Source organism: Enterococcus wangshanyuanii (genome assembly GCF_002197645.1).
Taxonomy (GTDB): Bacteria; Bacillota; Bacilli; order Lactobacillales; family Enterococcaceae; genus Enterococcus_L; species Enterococcus_L wangshanyuanii.
This window is the reverse complement of record NZ_CP021874.1, coordinates 482,261-506,215: the sequence shown is the minus strand read 5'-3', so window position 1 is coordinate 506,215 and position 23,955 is coordinate 482,261. Positions and strand designations below refer to the sequence as shown.

24 protein-coding genes are annotated in these 23,955 nt (G+C 37.9%); 5 read left to right on the top strand and 19 right to left on the bottom strand.

The features are described 5' to 3' along the window. The first annotated feature begins 66 nt into the window (after positions 1–66). Together CC204_RS02340 and CC204_RS02335 are read left to right on the top strand one after the other, a co-directional pair. Positions 67–1,740, top strand: a complete 1,674-nt coding sequence (locus CC204_RS02340; RefSeq protein WP_088268637.1) for a phosphoenolpyruvate carboxykinase (ATP) — start codon at positions 67–69, stop codon at positions 1,738–1,740. A 379-nt stretch (positions 1,741–2,119) separates the two neighbouring features. Continuing rightward, positions 2,120–3,238: a 5-methyltetrahydropteroyltriglutamate--homocysteine S-methyltransferase gene (locus CC204_RS02335; RefSeq protein ID WP_088268636.1), complete on the top strand. Its 1,119-nt coding sequence runs from the start codon at positions 2,120–2,122 to the stop codon at positions 3,236–3,238. An 80-nt stretch (positions 3,239–3,318) separates the two neighbouring features. Here the strand turns inward: CC204_RS02335 and CC204_RS02330 are convergent, their stop codons facing one another. After that, positions 3,319–4,263, bottom strand: a complete 945-nt coding sequence (locus tag CC204_RS02330; RefSeq protein WP_088268635.1) for a DUF7916 family protein — start codon at positions 4,261–4,263, stop codon at positions 3,319–3,321. A gap of 205 nt (positions 4,264–4,468) precedes the next feature. On the opposite strand from CC204_RS02330, the gene efbA reads away from it, so the two are divergent. Beyond that, a complete protein-coding gene (gene efbA, locus CC204_RS02325; RefSeq protein ID WP_088268634.1) occupies positions 4,469–6,175 on the top strand; it encodes a fibronectin-binding protein EfbA in 1,707 nt (568 codons plus the stop codon). An 80-nt stretch (positions 6,176–6,255) separates the two neighbouring features. On the opposite strand, the gene CC204_RS02320 is transcribed toward efbA, so the two are convergent. The 6 genes from CC204_RS02320 to CC204_RS02295 form a co-directional block, all read right to left on the bottom strand. Continuing rightward, complete coding sequence (locus tag CC204_RS02320) at positions 6,256–8,067, bottom strand: penicillin-binding transpeptidase domain-containing protein (protein WP_088268633.1); 1,812 nt, start codon at positions 8,065–8,067, stop codon at positions 6,256–6,258. Positions 8,068–8,369: 302 nt separating this feature from the next. Further along, positions 8,370–9,140, bottom strand: coding sequence for an ABC transporter permease (locus tag CC204_RS02315; protein WP_088268632.1), 771 nt, complete (start codon positions 9,138–9,140; stop codon positions 8,370–8,372). Next, complete coding sequence (locus CC204_RS02310) at positions 9,137–10,045, bottom strand: ABC transporter ATP-binding protein (protein WP_088268631.1); 909 nt, start codon at positions 10,043–10,045, stop codon at positions 9,137–9,139. Before CC204_RS02310 ends, CC204_RS02315 begins: the two co-directional genes overlap by 4 nt. Further along, entirely contained in the window at positions 10,045–10,245 is a 201-nt protein-coding gene (locus CC204_RS02305; RefSeq protein WP_088268630.1) for a PLDc N-terminal domain-containing protein, read from the bottom strand. Before CC204_RS02305 ends, CC204_RS02310 begins: the two co-directional genes overlap by 1 nt. A 1-nt stretch (position 10,246) precedes the next feature. Beyond that, positions 10,247–11,353 (bottom strand): helix-turn-helix domain-containing protein, encoded by a 1,107-nt coding sequence (locus CC204_RS02300; RefSeq protein WP_088268629.1) that lies wholly within the window; start codon positions 11,351–11,353, stop codon positions 10,247–10,249. A 200-nt stretch (positions 11,354–11,553) separates the two neighbouring features. Beyond that, complete coding sequence (locus CC204_RS02295) at positions 11,554–13,002, bottom strand: DEAD/DEAH box helicase (RefSeq protein ID WP_088268628.1); 1,449 nt, start codon at positions 13,000–13,002, stop codon at positions 11,554–11,556. 138 nt (positions 13,003–13,140) lie between these two features. Here CC204_RS02295 and CC204_RS02290 point away from each other — a divergent pair, with 138 nt between their 5' ends. Continuing rightward, a complete protein-coding gene (locus CC204_RS02290) occupies positions 13,141–13,767 on the top strand; it encodes a DUF998 domain-containing protein (RefSeq protein ID WP_157894228.1) in 627 nt (208 codons plus the stop codon). 62 nt (positions 13,768–13,829) lie between these two features. Here CC204_RS02290 and CC204_RS02285 read toward each other — a convergent pair whose 3' ends face one another. The 11 genes from CC204_RS02285 to CC204_RS02235 form a co-directional block, all read right to left on the bottom strand. After that, complete coding sequence (locus CC204_RS02285; RefSeq protein WP_088268626.1) at positions 13,830–14,345, bottom strand: YjbQ family protein; 516 nt, start codon at positions 14,343–14,345, stop codon at positions 13,830–13,832. Beyond that, positions 14,329–15,048 carry a triose-phosphate isomerase gene (locus CC204_RS02280; RefSeq protein WP_088268625.1) on the bottom strand — a complete coding sequence of 240 codons (720 nt, stop codon included), beginning with the start codon at positions 15,046–15,048 and terminating at the stop codon, positions 14,329–14,331. Before CC204_RS02280 ends, CC204_RS02285 begins: the two co-directional genes overlap by 17 nt. 14 nt (positions 15,049–15,062) lie before the next feature. Beyond that, a complete protein-coding gene (locus CC204_RS02275) occupies positions 15,063–15,890 on the bottom strand; it encodes a class II fructose-bisphosphate aldolase (protein ID WP_088268624.1) in 828 nt (275 codons plus the stop codon). An 11-nt stretch (positions 15,891–15,901) separates the two neighbouring features. Then, positions 15,902–16,186, bottom strand: a complete 285-nt coding sequence (locus CC204_RS02270) for a PTS sugar transporter subunit IIB (RefSeq protein WP_088268623.1) — start codon at positions 16,184–16,186, stop codon at positions 15,902–15,904. Positions 16,187–16,202: 16 nt separating this feature from the next. Then, positions 16,203–17,543, bottom strand: a complete 1,341-nt coding sequence (locus tag CC204_RS02265) for a PTS galactitol transporter subunit IIC (protein ID WP_088268622.1) — start codon at positions 17,541–17,543, stop codon at positions 16,203–16,205. 18 nt (positions 17,544–17,561) lie between these two features. Then, positions 17,562–18,017 (bottom strand): PTS sugar transporter subunit IIA, encoded by a 456-nt coding sequence (locus CC204_RS02260; RefSeq protein ID WP_088268621.1) that lies wholly within the window; start codon positions 18,015–18,017, stop codon positions 17,562–17,564. After that, positions 18,007–19,989 (bottom strand): BglG family transcription antiterminator, encoded by a 1,983-nt coding sequence (locus CC204_RS02255; RefSeq protein ID WP_162288314.1) that lies wholly within the window; start codon positions 19,987–19,989, stop codon positions 18,007–18,009. Before CC204_RS02255 ends, CC204_RS02260 begins: the two co-directional genes overlap by 11 nt. Positions 19,990–20,200: 211 nt before the next feature. Further along, entirely contained in the window at positions 20,201–20,518 is a 318-nt protein-coding gene (locus tag CC204_RS02250) for a carboxymuconolactone decarboxylase family protein (protein WP_088268619.1), read from the bottom strand. Between the two features lie 20 nt (positions 20,519–20,538). Beyond that, positions 20,539–20,952, bottom strand: a complete 414-nt coding sequence (locus CC204_RS02245) for a cupin domain-containing protein (RefSeq protein WP_088268618.1) — start codon at positions 20,950–20,952, stop codon at positions 20,539–20,541. A 12-nt stretch (positions 20,953–20,964) separates the two neighbouring features. Then, positions 20,965–21,948 carry an aldo/keto reductase gene (locus CC204_RS02240; protein WP_088268617.1) on the bottom strand — a complete coding sequence of 328 codons (984 nt, stop codon included), beginning with the start codon at positions 21,946–21,948 and terminating at the stop codon, positions 20,965–20,967. A gap of 225 nt (positions 21,949–22,173) precedes the next feature. Further along, positions 22,174–22,749 carry a DapH/DapD/GlmU-related protein gene (locus tag CC204_RS02235; protein ID WP_088268616.1) on the bottom strand — a complete coding sequence of 192 codons (576 nt, stop codon included), beginning with the start codon at positions 22,747–22,749 and terminating at the stop codon, positions 22,174–22,176. A gap of 113 nt (positions 22,750–22,862) precedes the next feature. Between CC204_RS02235 and CC204_RS02230 the strand changes: the two genes are divergently transcribed. Then, positions 22,863–23,732, top strand: a complete 870-nt coding sequence (locus tag CC204_RS02230) for a LysR family transcriptional regulator (RefSeq protein WP_088268615.1) — start codon at positions 22,863–22,865, stop codon at positions 23,730–23,732. A 34-nt stretch (positions 23,733–23,766) separates the two neighbouring features. Here the strand turns inward: CC204_RS02230 and CC204_RS02225 are convergent, their stop codons facing one another. Continuing rightward, entirely contained in the window at positions 23,767–23,955 is a 189-nt protein-coding gene (locus CC204_RS02225; RefSeq protein WP_087639949.1) for a hypothetical protein, read from the bottom strand.

The window sequence follows — 23,955 nt, the reverse complement described above, 5'->3', positions numbered from 1 at the left end:
CCTGCAGTTTTGCAAGCGATTACTTTGTGATAAAATATACATAAAGAAAGTTCAGGAGGGATGATCATGAGTTCTGTAGAAAAGTTGAGCGTCGATCAGATTACAAAAGAAAATCCACTTTTATCCAATTTTCGAAGTATCATTGAAACAAGTTTTTACAGAAACAACGTTCATAAAATTACTCGTTTAAGCGATGGCTACACCTTAGCAACAAAGGCTTTGGGAACCATTGTTACTGACATTCCAGTCTATCGACCAGAAGAGCTTGGTCTACCAGCCGATGCAAAGGTTTTAGTGGCGAATGATGGAAAAATTGTCGGCAGATCTGCGATGGCTAGAAGAATACTTAGTTCTCCCGAGGTAGATGACGAATTTTACAGCGGACTTTTACGTGAAGCAATCTATCAGAGTTCTCAAAAAGATTGTTATCATGGCGAAGTATTTGTCGGACTTTCAGCTGATTTCATGATCAAGTGTCACCTTCAACTACCAAAAGGCTTTGAACACAGTCTTTATGCCTATCTCTTAAATTTTCAGTCCATAACTACTGCTTATCGTGCTCTCTACTCTGATTCAATCTATTATGATGAAGGTGATATTTATGTTTATGCTGATCCAACGTGGGTTCATCCAGATTTCCCAGATGGTTTAGTATTGATTGATCCTACGCATAATGTTGCTGCAATTTTAGGACTTCGTTATTTTGGAGAATTGAAAAAAGCGACGTTGACTTTAGCTTGGGCGATCGCACATCGAAATGGCTTCATTGCATGTCACGGCGGACTTAAACAGTATAGCTTGGATGACAAAACCTATACCATGGCTGTTTTTGGCTTATCAGGTTCAGGTAAATCAACGATCACTTTAGCACAACATCAAAATCAGCATAACGTCACAGTTCTTCACGATGATGCATTTATCATTTCTAAAAAAGATGGCTCCTCTACTGCCTTAGAGCCTGCCTATTTCGATAAAACACAAGACTATTCCATGAAAGATCCACATATAAACTTTTTTTTGACTGGTCACAATATTGGCGTTACTCTGAATGAGCAGCATGAAAAAGTGCTAGTAACTGAAGATATTAGAAACAATAACGGTCGAACAATCAAGTCACGGTATGCAACACCTAACCGAAAGGATTATCTGCCGGATAAGCTAGATGCCGTTTATTGGATCATGAAAGATGACAGTTTACCGCCAATCGTAAAGATCGATGATCCTGTATTAGCAACTATCTTTGGCTTGACTCTAGCTACAAAACGATCGACCGCTGAAAATGTCATGCCTGAAACAGACTTAGACCGATTGGTTATTGAACCGTTTGCTAATCCTTTTCGTTCGTATCCGTTAACAGAAGATTATCAGGACTTCAAAGAACTATTTGAAAAGCAAAAGGTTGATTGCTATATTTTAAATACTGGCTACTTTAATGGGCAAAAAATCAGCCCACAACAAACCTTATCCTGCATCGAAGCAGTGATCAACAATAAAGAATCATTTCTACCTTTTGGCCCACTGACCGCAATGACTTATGCGCCAACAGCTTCTTTACTACCAGATTTTAATGATCAAAATTATCTAATAAAAATCCAAGATAGCTTGAGATATAGACTGGATTTTGTTCAACAGCAAAATAATACACTAAACAGCTACCATATGCTCCCAATTGAAATTGAGCGCTTCCTTCAAAAATTATTAGACGATTTAAAGACTGCCGAGAAAAGAATCAGCGAATGAATCATGAGCAGCTGTTGACAAACATTTTTACCTAGCCTATACTTTCATTAATAATGAATAAATTAAAATACGATGAAAAGAAGAGTACTGTTTTTTAGAAAATTGATTAGAGAGTCTCGGTAGCTGAAATGAGATAATTTGCTATTACAGGAAAATGATCTTTTCGTAAGAATATGTGAGCCGCGGTAAGCATATTCTGGGTGCGCCCAATATAGTGCAATGGTACGGAAGAATTGATTCTGTACCTGGTTGAGGGAAATCTTGTGAGAGGTTTCCAAAATAAAGGTGGTAACGCGAGCATTCGCCCTTTACTTTGAAAAAAGTACAGGGCTTTTTTGTATTTTTCAATAGACTAAACTAAAATAATGGAGGAATTATTATGACAAACAACACTAAAAAAATCCCTTTTCGCTATGATATCGTTGGTAGCTTTTTACGTACAGCGCCTTTGAAAGAAGCCCGTCAAGCTTTTGCTGATGGAACGATCTCAAAAGAAAAGCTAACTGAAATCGAAGATCAAGAAATCATCAAATTGATAAACAAGCAAAAAGAAGCAGGTCTTTTAGCTGTAACAGACGGTGAATTTCGTCGTCGCTGGTGGCATTTAGATTTTATTGCGGGATTGAATGGGATCACTGTTTTTGATTTTGAAACAACGGCTTTTGGTATTACAACGGAAGCTCAAGGGACATTTGTCAGTGGTCCACTCTCTTTTTCGCAAGACCACCCGTTTCTTGATCATTTTCGTTTTACTCAACGCCATGCAGCACCACTTTTGGCTAAACAAACGATCCCTGGTCCGAATATGATTTTTCTAGACTCATTGATCTTATCAAAACAATATAATGAAAATCCGATCTATGATTCTTTGGCTGCATTCAAACAAGACTTGATCAAAACGTATCAAGATGCGATCCAAGCGTTCTATGATGCAGGCTGTCGATACTTGCAATTGGATGATACCAGTTGGGGCGGGTTGTTTGATGAACGTTTCCGTGAAATGATCAAAGCGAATGGCTTGAATCCGGATCAATTACTCCAAGATTTTCAGGAAGTAACCGAACAGGTATTAGCTAAAAAGCCGGCTGATTTAGCTGTTACCTTCCATTTTTGTAAAGGAAACTTCCAGTCTCATTGGCTCTATAATGGCTCTTATGAAACAATTGCCAAAAACCTCTTTTCGATCCAAGCATTCGATGGCTTCTTTTTAGAGTATGATGATGAGCGTTCTGGCGGATTTGAACCATTAGAAAAATTACACGATCAGCGAATCGTCTTAGGCTTGATCACAACAAAAACAGGAAACTTAGAAAGTTCTGAGGCGATTATTGCTCGAATCAAAGAAGCAAGCCAATATGTACCTTTAGAGCAAATTTGCTTGTCTCCGCAATGCGGCTTCGCGTCAACCCACGAAGGAAATCATTTAACAGAAGAAGAACAATGGGAAAAAATCGCGCTTGTTAAAACAATCGCTGAAACTGTTTGGGCGGACGCATAAACACAAAAACAGGACAAAACGAATAAACCGTTTTGTCCTGTTTTTTTACTCGAATCGTACGCTTAACGCATTCCTGTTCTCTATCGATTAACTGAACGAGCCATACGATTGATCGTATGCCGCATTCCTCTAATAGCTAGTGACATTTCATAAATATTTTCAGCTGGAGCTAATCCACCATATCCTGCATCTCCAATATGCTGGATATCTACTCCGCAGATCTTATTCAGCAAAGCAATTTGACGAATCGTTTCTTTACTGGCACTTTCTTGACTCGTACCAATCGCTGACATTGTTAATAAATCGTATTTTTTGGCAATAGCAATAGCTGCCTTCATATCTTCTTCAGAAAATCCTTGAACCGTTCCAACTGCCGGTAATAGTAAAATATCTGCCCCTGCTTTAGTATATGCTTCTACTGCTTCGGTAGAAACAACCGGCTCATCTGAACCAGCACTGTGCATTTTTCCTGCAATGATCAACCCAGAAAAGTTTTCCTTCGCTATTTTTACTGCTTTAGCAATTTCAGCATTTGTCACACCTGTTCCAGGATTTCCTGTTAAACAGATAAAATCAACGCCCATCTCTTCTGCTCGTTGAATCGTTTCTTTTGAGCTAGTACGTCCTTTAGCAATTTCTAATTTTTCACTAAACATTTGTGAAGACTCATCTACAGGCTCCAAATTCACACCCACTGGACGCCCAATCAATTTTTTCAAGATCGGAATTGGGTTGATTTGATTTTCTTCTGGATGCTGCCAATAGTTCATCACCTCTTCAATCGACATTCCAGGAATCCCTTGTACGATCGGATTAAAACAGTCGAATAAATTCAGTAAAATCAAATCTGCTCCAAATGCTGCAGCCACCTCTGCATTACTGATATCTCCTGCCTGTGGTGATGCGGCCACAACATTCTCTGAAAGGATCGTCCGCCCTTCGCTTGCTTTGATGGACTGTTTCAACTCCTTTGCAGTCATCTTAGCAACATCACTGTAGCTTGCACTGATCAATCTTTTTACCATACTTCTGCCTCCTTGTAATAAAAGCCATTTGCTGATTAAAAATTGGTACTCCATTCATTATACTAAACATTTGAAAAATACGCAGACATTTACTGATTCATGTCTAGCCTATTCGATTTTTTATGTTTTATTTCTCACTTCCTTTATAAATAAAAAGAACTCCGTTATAATAGTACTATTATGTTTATAGAATTGAGGGATGTTTATGTCATTTGATGGCGTATTTACACATACCATGGTTTCAGAATTATCTGATGCCTTAGTAACAGGCCGAATTTCTAAAATTCATCAGCCTTATGAAAATGAAATTGTTTTAGTTATACGATCAAAAGGGAAAAATCATAAATTACTTTTATCTGCTCATCCGAGTTATGCACGGATCCAGTTGACCGATATTGCGTATGCAAATCCGGATACACCTCCTAATTTCGTAATGATGTTGCGTAAGTTTTTGGAAGGGGCGATTTTAGAACAGATCCATCAGGTCGATAACGATCGAGTCGTCCATTTTACTTTTACAAAAAGAGATGAGCTTGGTGATCTACAAAATATTGTTTTGATCGTTGAATTGATGGGTAGACACAGTACGATCATTTTGATGAATAAAGAAAATGGAAGAATTCTAGATGCGATCAAGCATATCGGCAGTTCGCAAAATAGCTATCGTTCCTTGCTTCCTGGTGTTGACTATATCGATCCGCCCAAACAAGAATCTCAAGATCCTTTTTCTGCACGTAAAGAAAAAGTGTTTGCGATTTTATCTCAAGCCGCTGTTTTGGATGGCCAATACCTTCAATCACACTTTCAAGGCTTAGGTAGAGATACAGCAGATGAGCTTGTCTATCGTTTAAATGAACGGCCGAATGAAAAAATGCTCGTTTGGGAAGCCTTCTGGTCCGATCTTTTAAGTAAAACTACCCCTACGTTGACGACAACTGAGAAAAAAGAATACTTTACTCCTTTGCCATTTAACTCACTTGAAGGAACAAAAACGACTTACCAAACTCTGAGTGAATTACTTGATGCTTTTTATGGCGGTAAAGCTGAGAAGGATCGTGTAAAACAACAAGGTGGAGAACTAATCCACAAACTTGATAATGAGCTAAAACGTAATCAAACAAAAATTCTAAAGCTTCAACAAACATTGGCTGATACTGAACTTGCTGAAAACTACCGCCGAGATGGCGAATTATTGACAACCTTTATGTCACAAGTTCCTAAAGGAGCTGAGTTTGTAGAATTGCCGAATTATTACGAGGAAGACAAACCATTAAAAATAAAGTTGAATCCTGCTTTAAGTCCCAATCAAAATGCCCAAAAATATTTCCAAAAATACCAAAAGCTTAAAAATGCGGTCAAAATCGTTCATCGTCAAATTGAACAGGCTACACAAGAAGTTGGTTATTTAGAATCTGTTTTAGCGCAGTTGGAAATTGCAGGCCCAATGGATATTGATTTGATTCGTGAAGAATTGATTGAACAAGGCTATATCAAAAAACGCGCAGCTAAAAAACAAAAACAAACAAAACAAAGTAAACCAGAAGAATTTTATTCTAGCGATGGAGCATTGATTTTAGTTGGACGTAATAATCTTCAAAATGATCAATTGACTCTTCGCTCTGCTAAGAAAACAGATATTTGGCTCCATGCAAAAGATATTCCCGGTTCACACGTGATCATCAAGGATACAGATCCATCTGAAACCACATTACTTGAGGCTGCGATGTTAGCGGCTTATTACTCTAAATATCGTTTATCTGCTCAAGTCCCTGTCGATTATGTTCAGGTGAAATACGTGCATAAACCTAATGGCGCTAAACCAGGGTATGTTATCTATGAAAATCAAAAAACACTTTATGTTACACCGGAAGAAGATTCAATAAGAAAATTGAAAGAAAACAATAGTAAATAATTTTATAGCCATGACCAAATTTAATAAAACAAAAAGAGGTATAAGTTCGCTTACAATGCGAATTTATACCTCTTTTTGTTTTATTTCTGGGCAACCATGGCCCGCTTGACTAGATTATTGGCTACTTCTGAAATAATGGTATTTGCTGAAGTGCCATTTAATACTGGTTTTTTTAGTGTCATATAAAAAATGTATTTAGGGTCTTCCGTTGGTGTGATCGTTACAACAGAATGCAAATAGTCTTGTGTCTGATATGCGCCGTTTTCAAAAAACTCTGCTGTTCCAGTTTTAGCAGATACATTTAGACCATCGATCGCATATTCCTTACCCATGCCATATTTAGGATCTGTTGTTACATCTTTCATGTATTCCAATACTTTTGAGGCGGTTTCACTCGAAATTGGTGTTCCGACCACTTGAGGCTCACTCTGCTTTTCTTCACCATTTGAAGAAACAACACGACTGATGATAGTTGGTTTCAACATCTGTCCATCGTTAGCAATCGCTGTGTAGGCTTGCAGCATCTGCATATGAGTCACTGAAATTCCCTGTCCATAAGATGTCATCGCTCGATCGACTGTTGTTTTATTCTGAATCTCTCCAGTGGCTTCACCAGATAATCCGAAATTCGTCGACTCTCCAAAACCAAACTTGGTTAAATAGTCTTGCCATAGTTCCGGCATCCGTTCTTGAAGTGTGACCATCCCAACATTACTTGACCACGCTAACCCTTGTCTAAATGTCATATTCCCTTCGCCCACACCATTATTCCAATCACTGATTTTCGTATCATCGATCTTGATAGCACCCGAAGCAAACTGTTCATTTTCATCAAATTTATGTTCTTGTAAAGCACTTGCGACCATCATACTTTTCATAGTCGACCCCGGTTCGTAAACTTCCTCCAACAAAATATTGGTCCAGCGTGGATTAGGACCATCCAAACCTTTTCTTGTGTCCAGTTCAAAAGAAGGGCGTTGTGATGTGGCTAGAATATTTCCAGTTTTTGCTTCCATAAGTGTAGCTGTCACATGCTCCGGCTGATATGTGTTCATGACATTATCCATCAATTCCTCTAAATAGAATTGCAGGTTGCTATCTAACGTCGTATAAATATCACTGCCATTTTCCCGTTTGGTTTCTTTTACACTTCCTGGCTTGACATCGCCTAATGCCGAATTCTTTTCATAGCTTCTAGAACCATTCTTTCCAGATAATTGGTCATTATAGGCTTCTTCGATCCCCATCACACCTTGCTCATTTCCTTGATCATCCTGCTGCGTATAGCCAATAAAGTATGAAGCAAAGTTGCCAACCTGATAGCTCCGTTTTTTCTCTTCTTTAAAATAAATTCCTGAAATCTTTTGATCATCTAATGCTTCTTGAATTTGTCGTTTCGTTTCAAAGTTCAAATTCCTGCCATTCGTTCCAAATTCCACAGTAGTGATTGGTTCCCCATCCTCGTTCAAACTAGGTTTTAATTGCTTTAATGTTGTATCTTTTTCGATCCCAACATATTTTTGGAAAATATCAGCGATCGCATTCCAGTCTTTCTCTTGCACATAGAGCTTTTTTCCATCTAAATCTGTATAATTTTCATCCAAAATCGCATACAAAGAAAAAGCGCTTGAATCTTCCACCAAGACATTTCCATTCTTATCAAAAATCGAGCCTCTTTTCGCTTCAAGCGTTTCGTGAACCTCATACAGTTCTTTCGTCTTTTCGGCCAAAGAATTCCCAGCAACCTTACCAGTGATCAAGATATATGATAAACGGGCAGTAAATAACAAAAAAATAAGAACAGTCAAAAATAAAATAATGACTCCTACTCGTTTGCGGTTTTTTAAAGTTGAAAGGTTATGACTGTTGAAAAAATGCTTGATTTTTTTCATAGTTGTTCGCTCCGATGGTTGTTTTATGGTGAAAATCGTCTTGTTTCAGCTCTTTCATTTTAACTCTTTTGATGTGTTATTTTTCGTTCTTTATTGTTTCTTAAGCAAAAATTAGACTCTTCTTTTTGGTCTTTTTATGTGGATTTTTAAGAGAGAACTGTTGAACCCAAAATTTTGTTTCATTTACGTATAACCAGCGAAAAAAGACCAAAAATGGTCCAACTGCAATTACCAGTTGAACCATTCATATTATTTAATAACGAGAATCAGATTCCATGAATAAAAAACAGTCAGCGGCAAAACTATACGTGTTTTTTATTGAAAATTAGGATTGATGTAATGAGCATAGCTGCTGTAAGTAAAATACAAATAATCATTGCTGGTATAAAATCTGCAGCTACTTTTTGAGCATTCAGTAAATTCACTGCATCGCCAGAAAGTGCGATCGGGTTGTATTTTTGTAGACTTGGGAACAAGCTGATTATACTAAAGATACCAACAGCTCCTAAACACGTAATCAAGCTGCCGGATAGTTTTCCAAATAAAATACCGCCAAAAATCAACAAAGCAATCAGCAATTCTCCAAATAGCCATAAAGCTGAAAAAGCGAGAAAACCATTCTCTAACCCGTTAGACGGCCAATAATATTCCGTATATCCCCAGCAAACGATTAAACAAAGTCCATAGCTTACTAACCAAATCATACTTGCCGTGAAAAACTTAGACAAAATGATCGTTGACCGCTTCATCCCTTTCGTCAATAGATTGATCAAGGTTCCTTTACTCAGTTCATTCGCCATGATTCCACTAAAGCTTATGATCAAGACCAGCATCCCCATTTGACCGACATTTTTAAAAAACTGCATCCATGAATCCATCGCCGTTGGTTCGGGCATTTTGATCACAACACCTTCTCCCCCGTCGCCTAAACTTTTCAATATCTCTGGCAGCAGTTTTGCAAACAACGGACTCATCATCCCAAATAATAGAAAGACAGTGATAAGTACTGGAAAACGATACGTTCGCAAACTTTCGACCAGCTCTTTTTTTGTGAAAGCAATGAAGGCTCTCATTTGACCACCTCCATATATAAACTTTCTAAAGTTGGCTCCAATACCTCAAGCTTACGAGGTAAAATACCATGCTCAGACAATAAATCTAAAAGCATACGTTGTGTCTTTTCAAGATGTTCAACCTTTATTGTTATCACAAGGTCTTTTATGATAATGTCTTCTTTCGATAATTCAGTTAGCGCTAAAAGCCGATCCCTATTTTCTAATGATGAAAATTCAATCAAAAGAGAATGTGAACTACGCTGGTCACGCAACTCATCTAAACTTCCCTGCAAAGCGATTTTTCCTTGATCGAGAATCGCTACTTTATCGCAAATACGCTCTACATCAGAAAGAACATGAGTAGAAAAAATGACTGTTGTTTTTCCTTTGACTTGGTTAAGCAAATCTAATATTTCTTTTCTGCCAATAGGATCAAGCGCGGAGGTAGGTTCATCAAGAATCAATAACTTAGGTTCATTCAAAAGCGCTTGTGCAATGCCTAGACGTTGTTTCATCCCGCGGGAAAACCCACTGATTTTATTGTTTTTTGAAAGCCCGACTAATGTCAGTAATGTTCCAATACGTTCATCTAACATTGTTGAATCCAGTCCGACAATTTCACCGCATAACCGTAAGTATTCTTTTGGACGCATGTAACCGTAAAATTCTGGTACATCAGGCAGATAGCCGATATGACGATTTGTTTTGGTTTGCCCAAATGACACTTTCTCACCACACACATAGATTTCACCACTATCTGCCGGCAACAAGCCTAAGATCATTTTCATCGTTGTTGTTTTACCAGCACCATTAGCGCCAATAAAGCCTAAAATCTCTCCTTCAGAAAGCGTAAAAGAGATGTCATCGATTACTTTATTTCCATTGAAGCTTTTCGATAAGCCTTTAATTGCTAATGTCTCCACTACTCTTCACTTCTTCCTAAGGTGAAATATAATACTGGACCAATAATGCTGATAAAAATGCTTATGATGCCCCAAAGTATCCGATTGCCCATCCGATACGATTTGTGACGAAAAATATGAACCAGCGCAGCGATCATTAATCCCAGCTGAAGCACGATCAACGGGATCAATATCGGTAAATAGTCATGTAAATTTTCCATTTTAATTTCCTCCTAGATAATTGGTTATCTTTTCATTCATTTTAATAAATTCAGTTCGTTGACGCAGCGGTTCAAATATAGGATTTTGTAAAACATCTCTGATCATACTTTCCTTGACGACTTTTTCATTTCTGGGCACAAATTTTTTATGCTCTAACCAATCCTCAACTTTATCAAAGAAAGCATCTCCATGGAAATCAATAGGAAAGAAGCCGTCCACACAAACGTCAACATACTTCTCTAATAATTCCAGCGCTTTTTCAGATAAATCTGCTAGCTGATACATCTGTGCACCTAAAGCATACAGTCCTGCAGCGCTATTCGGGCTCAATGTTCTCATATTAAATAATCTGCTCAGCGCTTCTGCTCTAAGATATGCTGTTTCTGCTTCAGCGAAATTCCCTAGATTGCTTTGGATTAAATGAAGTAAGCAATTATAAAAAGCAGTCAATTTTTGATAAGCCTCGATTTGAAGGGTTTCTTGGGCCTTTTCGACATTTCCTAGAAGTTGAAACGCTTGAGCGATCAATAGACCATCTGCATTCTCATCGCTTACGGTTTCACCGATCAATGTCAATACAGCTTCTCCTTTTTTTAAAATCAGGTAACACATTGCTTGATAGCTAGTTGCCTCTTTTAGCTGTTCAATATTTTTGCTATTTTCGCGGATCCGCGTACATAATGCTAATGCCTCAGTCATCAATGCATTCATTTGCTGTTCATCCCTAGCTAGTGACACATGATTGATATACAGTAGGACCATTTTCAATAGTAACGGATAACATGAATAATATTTTTTTACGAATGTTTGACTTTTATTGATGACTTCTTCAAAGTCTTTTTCAAAAAAATCCAACGCCAATTCCTGATAGACTGCTTGAATCTGTCTTTCATCTAACTGGGCTGTAAAACCAAGCAGAGCATCGATCGTTAAATCAAAATATGACGCTAATCGTGGTAGAAGAACGATGTCAGGATAACTTAACCCATTCTCCCATTTCGAAACAGAAGCTTTAGTGACTCCGATATATTCAGCTAGATGCTCTTGAGTGATTCCTTTTTCACGTCTTTTTGAAACGATCACTGACGCTAAATTAAGTTCATCCATTTCTCCACCTCCTATCCGTATTATAAAAGAAACAAAATCAACCTACAAGATACTTACAGTTGACTTTGCCTAGAAAAATCAACCTTAGCGAAACAAAATCAACAAAATTTCATACTTGAGAAGAATTCTTAAAAAAATTTCATGTTTAAAGAAAAAAGCGATCTGAACATCCACGTTCAAAATCGCTCGTTTTTTTCTAATTATTTCTTTCGTGCTTTGTGAACTTTAAGCTGTTTGCCTTTGATCGTTCGATCCTTCATTGCTTGAAGGACCAGCGTTCCTTTGCCATTTAAAATATCAATATACGTCACATTCTCTTGAATTGTGATGATGCCAATATCTTCAGCAGTGATTCCATCAATCGAAGTAAGTGTTCCAACAAAGTCCAATGCTCGTAATTTCTTCTTCTTCCCACCATTAAAATAGAGCTTCATGATATCTTGCTCTAAGGCTTTTCCTTTTGGCGCTTGCTGAACTTGTTTAGTAGTGATTTTTTTCTCAAATGCCACTCGACTTCGAGTGACTTGTTTCGCATTTGGTAAACTGATCTGATTCATTTTAAGATCGCCGTATGCTTCTATCTCTTTTTTTAGTTCTTGATCTTTTGCTGTGAAAAATGTTAGTGCAAAACCCTCTTTACCTGCTCGTCCCGTTCTCCCTACCCGATGAATATAATTTTCTTTTTCATAAGGAGCATCCATATTGATCACATGAGTGATATTTTCTATATCGATCCCTCTTGCTGCAACATCTGTTGCAACCAAGTAACGAAAACGTTTATTTCTAAAGGCATCCATGACTTCAAAACGATCTTCTTGAATCATTCCTCCATGAATTTTACCAACCGGGTAGCCAGCATCGACGAGATGATCGTAAGTATTATCTACTTTTTCTTGCGTATTACAAAAAATGATACATGAGTCAGGATTTTCAACAACTGTCAGTGCTTCTAGTGCAGCAAATTTTTCCTCATCAGCAACTGGTAAAAATGCATGTTGGATTTTGGGAATGGTCCTTTCAGTTGCCTCGACTTTTATCCTTTCCGGTTCTGATAAATAGCTTCGGCTCAATTCTACGACCTTTTCAGGCATTGTTGCAGAAAAAAGCAGTGTTTGCCTTTGCGGCGGCAAGGCTTGAATGATCTCCTTGACTTGATCGATAAACCCCATATTCAGCATTTCATCCGCTTCATCGATCACTACATAGCGAATCTTCTCAAGGAACAACGTACCTTTCAAAATATGATCAAATACACGTCCTGGTGTTCCGACCACGATATGACTTTTTTGTTTAAGTTCTGACTTTTGCTTGATAAATGACGCTTTCCCGTATACTGCTGTTGTTTTAACTCGTTTGTATCTGCCAATATTGATCAAATCTTCTTGGACTTGTTGGGCTAACTCTCTCGTTGGTTCAAGAATCAGTACCTGCGGTTTATTTTCAGGCCATTCAACTTTTTCACATAAGGGAATGCCAAAACTAGCAGTTTTCCCACTACCAGTCTGCGACTGAACAAGCATATCTTTTCCAGCAAAAACTTTTGGAATCACCAATTGCTGAACGATCGTTGGATATTTATAGCCTAAATCAGTGACTGCTTTGATTATTTCTTCTCCTAAAGGATAGTCAGTAAAATTATTTTTTGTCATGAGAACCTCATTCTTTTTGTTTAATCATCTTTTTAATTATATGCAAAAGATCATTGTAAGTGTAATTTTTGTTCAGATCAAGCTTTTTCCGCTACAATGGACTATAGCACAGCTAACTTATATAGAGAAGGTCTTTTTATGAACTTATTGAAAAAATCTGGATTTTATTTGCTGGTCATAGTTGTTATCGCTGAATTAAGTGTTCCTTTTTTTCTTGCTGGCCATTATCCTAATTATGATTCTATTACTATGTTGATCAGTGATTTTGGTGAAGAAGGTAGTCCTGTACGTCATTTGTTTAAGTTTTGGCAGTTGATCGATGGTAGTCTATTTCTACTTACTATTCCCAGTTTTTACCTGCGTTTTAGTCAAACCTCTCCAGTTCTAGCAAAATGGCTTGGAGTTATGATGGCAACTTTTGCAATTGGGGACTGTATCACAACTGGAATTTTAGATCGCTCAACCAATCCATTGGAAGCTGGCATGGAATCCTTAGTCCATGACTATGCTTCTGGTGCCGGTTTTACAGCATTGTTGGCAGCGACTTTTTTGCTGATCTTGCTTTATAAGATGGAAAATAATTCTTTTGTGGTTCGAACATTTACGCTAATTTTTATCCTTTCATTGTGTTTATTGCTTCTGTATGCTGCCCCAAAATTGCCTGGGCTAAATACACTGAATATCCCTTATCGTGGACTCTGGCAGCGATTAAATCTACTATTTTTGTACTTGCCGTTCTTTTTCGTTGCTTTGAAAAATTTGTAAATCGATCCAATAAAAAATCATTACTACACTAGAAATAACTAGTAAGTAATGATTCTTTTTTATCATTCACCCATGATCATTAATTGACATTTTCGATTTCGCTGACGATTTTGATCAAAGTCGATGAAATAAATATAGCCAACGGACCCGATCTGCAGCTGTTTTTCTCTAATGATAAATGTCTCACTTGCACCAAATAATGAAGCGCGAATGTGTGCATCTCCATTTAAAATCGTTCCCGGATCACATGGATAATTTGGATCATCCAAACTCATTAAAAACTCAAGATGTTTTGGGCCTGGGTAACGATAATTTGTTTCTTCTGATAGTTCCCTTGGGATTATTTTATCCAAAATACGATTTAGATCTACTTGGAGAAATTCGTCTCCATTAAAATCCGTATCATGGACATATTCTTCAAAGATCACTGAACAGGTCGTATGAGGTGATTGAACGACACATAGCCCATTCTTCAGGTCACTCTCTGTTACTGCTGCTTTCACCTGTTCTGTAATATTGTGGTAACTTACACGCTGCCCATTAGAGGTCAACACTAAATCTTTAGTATATGTTTTCATTTGCTAGCTCCCTTTGTTCACTGCGAACTGCTGCGACCGTCTCAACCATCTCTGTCAATGTTTGCATAGGATCTGCCGCACACACGATTCCACTTGTTCCGCCCGTTCCATCTGCACCTGACTCGATCGCCAGACGTACATCTTGCGCTGAACTGATTCCTGCTGCTTGCAGGACCAAAGTATTTGGTGAAACACTTTTGACTGCTTCATTTGTTTCTCTCATATAAGAGGCATCACTTGTTTTACCAGTTCCGATCAATTCTGTCGGCTCACAAACCATGATATCTGGCGCCAACGTAGCGATCGCTTGTGCTTCAGCGATCGAATCTGCGCAGGCAATGACGAGAATGCCTAACTCTTCTGCACGTTTCATCATTTTGACTAGATCATTTACACCAACAGGATGTTCGGCGTGATTTAAAAACGTTGCTTGAACACCTGCTGCCACAAGTCCTTCTGGTAAAATATACCCCATCCCTGGTCCTATATTCAGACTATCCATATGCTGAACAGTGATGATCAGATGATTCGTTTCCTGAGCGATCCGAAAAGCATCTGCATATTGAACGGTGAAAAAGATATCGATTGCATATTTTTCGGCTAATGCATCTGCTGTTTTAGCTAGTTCTAATGCTTCATCTCCATATAAATAAGCTTTGGGATTTACACAGAAAAACGGTGTATTGATTGTTTTTTTTTCCACTTAAGACGCCCCTTTCATTTAGTTTCAAAGACTTCGTAATAGTGAATCAACGTTTGTTCGATCGCTTGATTCGCTAATTTTTTCAGCTCAAAATAATCTGTAGGTTTTACTCCTTCGATTTCCTTCATCGCCGCTGTGATAAAATCAGTGAAAATATTGATCTTGGCGATTCCTTCAGTGGCACAGCGTTTCAAATTGGCATCCCCAGATGAAGAACCACCATGTAAGACAAGCGGTGTTGGTATTGCCGCTTTCAATTCCGCCAAGCGTTCAAAACTGATTTTAGGTGTTCCTTTATAAAAACCATGAGCGGTACCGATCGATACAGCTAAAGAATCGACTTGTGTCTGATTTACAAACGCAACCGCATCCGCGACTTCTGTGTAGATCGAATCACTTTGATCATGATTTTCATAATTTACACCTGAACCGACAAACCCAATTTCTGCTTCAACCACGACTTCTCTTGCATGAGCGTACTCAACAATTGCTTTTGTTCGCCGAACATTTTCTTCAAAGGAATCTTGTGAAGCATCGATCATGACAGAAGAGAACCCTAGCTCAATTGCTTGCTTTATGATCTTCTCATCTTGGCCATGATCTAAATGTAAAACGACTGGTACTGCAACTTTTTCAGCTAAATATTTACCGATCAGCGCTGCTTCTTCCAAAGACATCATCTCTAAATGAGCTTGAGCAAACGCTAAAATCAATGGTTTGTTCATTTGATTTGCGACGGATGTATAAGCCCGAGCAGAATCCAAATCAAAGAAATTAGCAGCTGGAATAGCGTAATGATTTTCTTGTGCTTGTTTAAATAATTCTTTTGACGTAACTAACAAGGGAAGTCCTCCTATTCATTGAGTTTTGCTTCGATTTCTTGATACATTTCTTCTGTTCCGATACCTGTTAATAGTGGTAAGCCCATAATGACTTTATCTTTGATTCGGTCTGGAACAACTGTTGTACTGACGATGATATCGTAATCATCGATTCGATTCATTTCATCAGCAACTTTTGATTGGTATAAGTGAACATCATTTTCATAGCCTTTACCTTTCAACCATTCTTTCACCTTATTCGTTACGATCGTTGAAGTTGCAACGCCTGTACCACACATGATCAACATTTTTTTCATGAGATTTTCTTCCTTTCTATTCTGTCACTTTATTTTTTTTAGGGAGAATTTTATTTACGTAGATCAAGCCTGCTAAAACCACAGCCCCGATGATCGCCAAACCACCCCAACTTAATACTTTTGTTAAGCCAACATAAATCCATGTAGTCCATAAACCTCCTTCAGCAAGAGCCGTAATACTTGAATTTCCTTGTAAATCAAAATTTGCTGCTTTAGCAGACATTGTTACAAGCGGTGCGACCCATGAAGTAATATACAAAATACTGACCATATAAATAGAACCTGCAATGACTGTTCGAACAATATTTCCGCCAAAAACAGCTGCCATCAAGCAAACTAAAAATGGAATCGTTGCAAGATCTCCGAATGGTAAAGTTGTGTTTCCTGGAAGAACGACTGCTAGTAAAATAGTGATCGGCACTAGTAGTAAAGAAGAAGACAGCACGGCTGGATGTCCTACGGATAGTGCCGCATCCATCCCAATATATAACTCTCTTCCTGGAAAACGTTTTTTAACAAACTCATTGGCAGCTTCTGAAATGGGGGTCAATCCTTCCATCAACAAGGCCACCATTCTCGGCATCAATATCATGACAGCTCCTGTTTTAACCGCTAACTGTCCGATGCCTGCTACATCGTAGCCAGCAAACACTCCAATTACTAAACCGATCAAAAAGCCCATAACTGTAGAATCACCGAAAATACCAAAACGCTTTTGAATGGTTTCAGGGTCTGCTTTCCAGTTCTTGATACCTGGAATTCGATCAAATAGCCAATTCATCGGTAATGCGAAGATAAATCCCGGAGCTGCTGTCCCATGAGGAAACGTGATATTGGGAAATCCATAAAACTTCTTGACGATCGGTCCTAAAATATCTCCAAATAGCAAAATCATCATCATATAAATAACGGTTGCAGCAACACCGATTGCAAAATTACCAGTCAGCGCATAGACAAGTGATGCAATAAACGCCGCATGCCAAAAGTTCCAAATATCAACATCTAATGTTTTTGTTAGACCTAAAATAATCAAGAGTACATTTAGTAATACACCAATAGGAATTGCTAAACTTCCTAAAACAGTTCCGTAAGAAATGGCTGCTGCTGCAGGCCATCCCACATCAATGGTCGTCAAATTCAACCCAAAACGTTCCACCATCGCTTGGGCTGCGGGCCCTAAGCTTGAGCTCAATAGATCGATCACTAGATTAAGTCCAACAAAACCAACCCCTACCGTTAGTGCTGAAGTAAAAGCTTTAGCCGGTTTGGTTCCAAGGATAATACCAAAAACAAAGATCAAGATCGGCAACACAACAATTGCACCTAAGTCAACAAACCACTGTAATGCATCTAACATGTTTTTTCCCCCATTTCTTTATGACAATCCAACTTGATGAATAATTCGAATAAATTCAGTCTTCGTGCGGCACTGACACAGCTGCTCCATGATATCTTCTTGTTGGATCATACTGATCAATTTTTGCAGCATCTCCAATTGTTCATGCGGTTCTTTTAAAGCCAGCATAAAAATCATTTGAACATCAACAGGCTTATCGCTTGTGCCCATTTCAAAAAAAGTAATGGGTCTTTTCAATGACATAAAAGCAATCTGTGAACGTTTGACATATTCACTGTCTGTATGAGGAATCGCTACGCCAATCTGGTTGACAGGTAAACCTGTCGGAAATTTTTCTTCTCTTTCTATAACATGTTTCAAAAAATCGTCAGTAATAAAATCCTGTGCTGCTAACTGTTGAGTCAATCGTTTAAACACATCTATTTTATCTATTGCTTCAACTTGAAATTCAGCAATTTCGCTATCAAAATACATCCTCTGCTGTCCTCCTCTTTACATAAGCCATAAGTTCTGCCGCACTCTGACTTTTGATTATTTCCTGCACGTTTTCTGCAGAATCAATAATGTCGTATAAAACTGATACTAAATCTTTGGCAATCGCCAAATCTTTTTCTGCAATAGCTATGGTAATGATCAAACGCACATCATTTGCGCCCCATCGCACTGGATTCTTCGTCGTCATAAAAGACAATCTGGTTTCCTTTACCGTTTCTGGGGCACCATGAGGAATCGCTGCTCCACTGATAATACTGGTATCACCGAGAGCTTCTCGTTGAAAAATCGATTCCTTAAATCCCTTTTCAACAAAACCTAACTTCTCATACTGCTCAATCAAATGATCCAAGATTTCTTCTTTCTTTTTAAGTGTCATGTTCAAGAAGATCAATTCTTCTTGGATAAACGCATCCACAGAAACTGAATTTTTCTTTTTGGAGTACATCAAGGTCTTTTCATGCTCACTCATATTAGATAAATAAGTAGCGATCATTGCTACTTCATCGGCTGTCGGCAACGCTGATACATGAATGATAGGAAGCGATGTCTGTTCAAGCGGAATAGCTGAAATGATCAAATCGATATCGTCGATTGGATTTTCCATCACTTGCTTCTCTGTTGCGATTTCTACTACTACGCTTGCTGGTAAATTTTGCTTGATTCGATTAAAAATCAATTCGGATGTTGCTAACCCGTTCCCACAGACAATCAATACATGTTTTGTCGATTGGATTTTTTCGAAAGCCACTTGAAAATGGATCGTCAAAAATGATACTTCATCCTCATTTAAAAATAGTCCATATTTCTTTTCAAAAACGGCTGAAGCGAATTGTGTTAAAGTAAACATGGTCGTATATTGCTTTTTGATATTATTTTTCAAAGGATTACGCACATAGATATCATTTTCAAGTCGGTGGATCATGGGTATAATATGAGAAATCAACGACTGATATAGCTGTTGATCTTGATCAACGGTCACATTCAATAAATGAGCCATCTCCTCGATCAACGCAAGCGTTGTTTCATGAATTTTTTGATCGATCGGTAAATCTGCCGCACCAGGAACAACTCCATGTGCTAATAACAAGGAACATAAAAATTGAATATCATGCTTAAAGAAAATGCACTTAAGCTCTTGATTCATTTCTTCTGAAAAGGCTAACGCAATCATATACAGCTGCATTTTTTGCAGGTCTTTGAATACAAACTCGTTTTGTTTTTCAACATGATGACCTGATTTTAAACGTATCAGTAGGATGCTTAAAGAAAGTCTTAGAGAATAAACAAAATAATTGTTTAGAACTTTTCCTGTATGGATCATCAGTTTTTCAATAAACAAATTTACTTGATAAACAATTTGCGGATCTATGATCGCTGAGAAATAAGTTAAATTGTCCCGTTGATCTGTTTCTGCATACGGATGATATTTTTTGCTATAGCTGATCAAATATTTTTTGTAAACCTTTTGGATCTTCGTTTCCTTTTCGTTCTTGCTGGAGTCACGATTTACTCCTGCTGTGACCCCATTGCTTTCCAAGTAGTCGATCACTTCATCCATGTCTTTTTTGATAGATTGCTTACTGATCAAAAATTGAACTGCATAGTGATCATAGGTCATCCGATTTTCGTACAACAATATATCTGACAATATAGTCAACTGACGGTAAGCGGGCGAAAATGTTTCATCTTCTAAAACAGTAATCGACTCTCTCGACAATAATGATTTTAGCTGCTCTTTATTTTCTTCACTTCCAACCAAATAGATTCCCTTTCTCGGCATTCGTTCAATTTTTAGATTGGTTTTTTCCAAGTACTCTTGAATATTCTTTAAATCTGAATAAATCGTTTTGTTCGAAACTGATAACTGACTTCCGAAAAACGTAGTAGCCTGATACTCATTTTGTAAAAGCAAAAGTTCAAGTAATTGGTTTTCTCGTTTAGTTAACTTCATCATCACACCTCCGGAAAGCGCTTTCCATATTTAGAGTATAAGTTCATTTGCTCTGTTAGTAAATTACCTTTCATTTCCACATTAATGTGGAACACTTTAACCTTCTAATTTATTCGATTATAAACAAAAAAGGAATGCAAGACAAAAGCGATGACCACCTTTTATCTTACATTCCATATTTAGATCAGTTACTTGAATAGTGCTCTATTACTTATTTCTCTGCAAAAATTTCTTTTGCTAAAGCAAATGCTGACCAAGCTTTTGGCCAACCAGTATAAAAAGCTAAATGAGTGATCAATTCGACCATCTCTTCTTTCGTTACACCGTTTTGCTTAGCGATTTTCATATGTGCTTCTAATTGAGGCGCTCCTTGCGTTAACAAGCTTGAACAAGTGATCAAGCTACGGTCACGAGCGGATAATTGTTCCTCTCTTGACCAAACTTCACCGAACAATATATCATCATTCAGCTCAGCAAACTTTGGGGCAAATGCGCCTAGTTGATCACGTCCTGCTGTCTGCTTTTTCATCTCTTTCACGCTCCTCTTTTTTATTTACTTAAGGTCTGATACAGCTCATCTGTGACCGGCTCCAACCATTCCGGCGTTCCAGCTGTGATCGCAAGGTGCTCAAACCAACTGTCTTTTGCTGCACCATGCCAATGTTTTACTCCATCGTGTGTCACGATCACATCACCAGCCGTTAAAAATTGTGCTTCTTTTCCTTCTTCCTGATACCAGCCTTCACCACCAGTCACTAAAAGAATCTGATAACCGTCATGATGGATGTGCCAGTTGTTGCGGCAGCCAGGCTCAAAAGTTACATTTCCTACCCCAACAGTCACTGCTGGATCCGACACTAATGTCTTTAAATAACTTTGACCAACAAAGTAGTCTGCATAGGCCTTATTTTTTTCTCCTGCTGGAAAAAGTATGCCATCTTTAACTTCTTCAAATTTTGCCATTTGCAACTCCTCCTATTGATGTCCAACGATTGCATGGGGAACATACGGCTCTTCTAAAAATCGAATATCTTCTTGTGTTAAACTCAAATCTAAGGCTGGAAGTGCATTCGTTAAATGACTTTCTTTTGTTGCTCCAATGATTGGAGCAACCACTTGTTCTTTTTGAAGCAGCCAAGCCAATGCAACCTGAACTCGTTCAACATTATATTTTTCTGCGACTTCTTTTACCCGTTCAACAATGACCTGGTCTTGGTCTGCTGTTGTGTCATATTTTGACCGTGCCATTTTATCTGTTTCAAAGCGTTTGGTTTGAGCACTCCAATCACGAGTCAAGCGTCCGGAAGCTAACGGACTATAAGGCGTCACAGCTATTTTTTGATCTTGACATAATGGCAGCATTTCTCGCTCTTCTTCTCGATAAAGAAGATTCAAATGATTTTGCATCGAAACAAATTTAGTCCAGCCATTTTTTTCAGCAACTGCTTGTGCTTTGGCAAACTGCCAGGCAAACATTGCTGATGCGCCAATGTAACGTACTTTTCCTGACTTGACAACGTCATGCAGTGCTTCCATTGTTTCTTCGATCGGTGTGTTATAATCCCATCGATGGATGATATACAAGTCAACATAATCCATATTTAAGCGCTTTAAACTTTGATCGATCTGATGGAAAATTTCTTTTCTTGAAAGCCCACCACTATTCGGGACATTCTTTTTCATTGTCGTAAATAGTTTTGTTGCAACGACGATTTCATCACGATTGGCATATTCGTTCAATGCTTTACCTAGAATCTCTTCACTTGCTCCATAAGAATAAACATTCGCAGTATCAAAAAAATTAATTCCTAGATCAAGTGCCTTCTTGATAACAACTTTACTTTCAGCTTCTTCTAACACCCACTCATGAAAACCACTTGCCGGATCACCAAATCCCATCGCTCCCAAGCAAAGACGTGAAACCTCCATACCAGTATTACCAAATTTTACATATTCCATCATGATTCCTCCTACTTAATAAGATGCACTTTTTATTACTAAAATTAGTCTACCTCTTAAAGTGCACTCTAAGTCAAGTGTTTTAGCGGAAAAAATATTTTTAACTTGTAAGTACAACGCTTACGTTCTTACGTCCCCTTCCTTGATTAATCGTTTTTACTTGGTATTTTTTTGCAATCGAATAGGAGTAATGATGAAAGCAAAAATATACACTTAACACTGATCTTATTCATCATTTTCATCAATCATACGGGCTATTTTTGCTGGGCTTCCTACAACAATTGCATTCTTCGGGACATCTTTGGTGACAGTAGAATCTGCTGCAACGATTGCATTTTCTCCTATCGTAATTCCTGGCATGATTGAGACATTTGCACCGATCCAAGCATTTTTTTTGATTACAACAGGTGCTACCGTGACTCCTCGTCTCTTTTTCGGATCGATTAAATGATTGACCGTAAGGATACGGCTGTCCGGCCCTATTAACACATTATCTTCTATTGTGATTCCTCCAAGATCCACAAAAGTGACATTCTTATTAATAAAAATATCTTTACCAAAAATGATATGTCTACCAAAATCGGTATAAAAAGGCTGAGAGACTATCACAGATGCTTCAATTGGACGACCAGTTATCTTTTCTAAATAGCTCAGCACTTCGCTATTTTTACGATACTGTGTATTTAGCTCCATTACTAATCGTTCATTATTCTCTTTGATCTTATGAATTTCTTTAAACAAAGCTGACGCGGGCAAAACTTCTTTACCAAGCAATCGTTTTTCTAAACCAACTCTTTCCACCCTTTGTTCCCACTTTCTACTTAACTAGTAGCCTAATTTTATAAGACCATGTTATGATTAACAAATACTTATATAGGATAGATAAACATAACTTTTAATTATAGGAGGATTTAATGGAATTACGAGTATTGAATTACTTTTTAACTGTTGCAAGAGAAAAAACGATCAGCAAAGCTGCCAAAGTTCTTCATCTCTCACAACCAGCCTTGTCTAAACAATTAAAGGAGCTGGAAGAGGAACTAGGGGTAATACTATTTACTCGAGGCAGTCGGTCGATCACCCTAACTGAAGAAGGCATTTATTTAGCCAATAGAGGAAAAGAGATACTTTCATTGGTGACTACTACAACAACGAATTTGAGTAGTCATGATGTGATCAGCGGTAAAATCACGATTGGTGGTGGAGAAACACAGGCTTTTTCCTATATTGCTATGTTGGTCAATGAACTACAGCAAAAACATCCTGATATTCATATCGAACTTTACAGTGGAAATGCAGATGATGTATTAGAAAAAATCGATACGGGAATTCTTGATTTTGCGCTTGTTATCGATCCTGTAGAAAAGCAAAAATACGAATATCTTCGTTTGCCATTATCTGATCATTGGGGAATTTTAGTCAATACTCGTCATGAATTGGCGGATAAAAAGAGCATTTTACCAAGAGACCTACATGAAATTCCGTTACTGATTTCCAATCAGTCTTTTGTCGATAATCAATTAGCTGAATGGTTAGGAGAAAATATTGAGCATTTTAACATTATCGGAACGTATAACTTGCTTTATAATGCCTCATTATTGGTTAAAGAAGGGACAGTTGGCGCACTTTGTATTGATGGCATCATCAACACAGCAACTACTGATTTAACCTTCATCCCCTGCTCTCCCCCATTAACAGCGACTATCAATATTGTCTGGAAAAAGGGACACGTTTTTTCAAATGCTTCAAAAGAATTTTTGCGTTTACTACACGATCTAGCATAAAAAACAGCGGCTTTAATAAAACAGCCGCTGTTTTCTATTTAAATCGATCTTTGATACCACTAGAAAGGTCTTTAAATTGTTTTCCTACTTCTTTTCCTTTGTTTTTATATTCTTCGCCAATTCCTTTCCCTTCCTCAGCATATTTTTCACCTAAAGCTTTTCCTTGTTTTTTAGTTTGTTGAAATGTTTCTTTTAGTTGGTCGATTTCTTCTTTGAATGACAT